Origin of the sequence: Vibrio sp. 1562, from assembly GCF_033340155.1 — a bacterium.
Taxonomy (GTDB): Bacteria; Pseudomonadota; Gammaproteobacteria; order Enterobacterales; family Vibrionaceae; genus Vibrio; species Vibrio alginolyticus.
In genome coordinates, this window is record NZ_JAWOVY010000626.1 from 1 (window position 1) to 564 (window position 564).

1 pseudogene is annotated in these 564 nt (G+C 35.3%); it reads left to right on the forward strand.

The annotated features are described in order from the left end of the window. A pseudogene (locus R7Z49_RS26760) lies at positions 1 to 126 on the forward strand (tRNA epoxyqueuosine(34) reductase QueG); the annotation flags it as partial. Positions 127 to 564: the final 438 nt, after the last annotated feature.

The window sequence follows — 564 nt, forward strand, 5'->3', positions numbered from 1 at the left end:
GAGCACATCGAATGGGCACTTACCCAGCAGCTCAACCATATCCCTTCTGTAGATGCAGAACCGATTGAGACGAAGAAAAAGCGTTTAATTAGAATTGTTGAGAAAGGCTTACCTAGGGATGCCTAGTGCGTAGCCTATATGCAAGAGATTGAAAACACTTTTTGCATGCTCAATACATGACCCTGTTCTCAATTCTGTAATGTGGAAAAAAATTCTAGATTTGATTAAAAATGGGTTGCAAAAAAAAGTTAAACACAACCTGAGTAAATGACTAGGATCAAAAAAAGACAAGGTTATGATCGTATTTTAACGTATTCGATCCGATGAAATAATACATTTAACCTTAAATAACAATAAGTTAAGACTAAATTACCAGCGACCAAGACTTCCTAAAAAAGAAAAGATCTTTCTTTACCCATCAAAATCCTCAAGCTAAAAACACTTTATCAACCAACTTATCCACAGAACGTTATATGTGGATAACTCTGTTAATTAACATAGGTAAAACGCTCCGAACATCATGAAATGATTACGCCAGCCGATTCATATCGTGTTTTAAACACA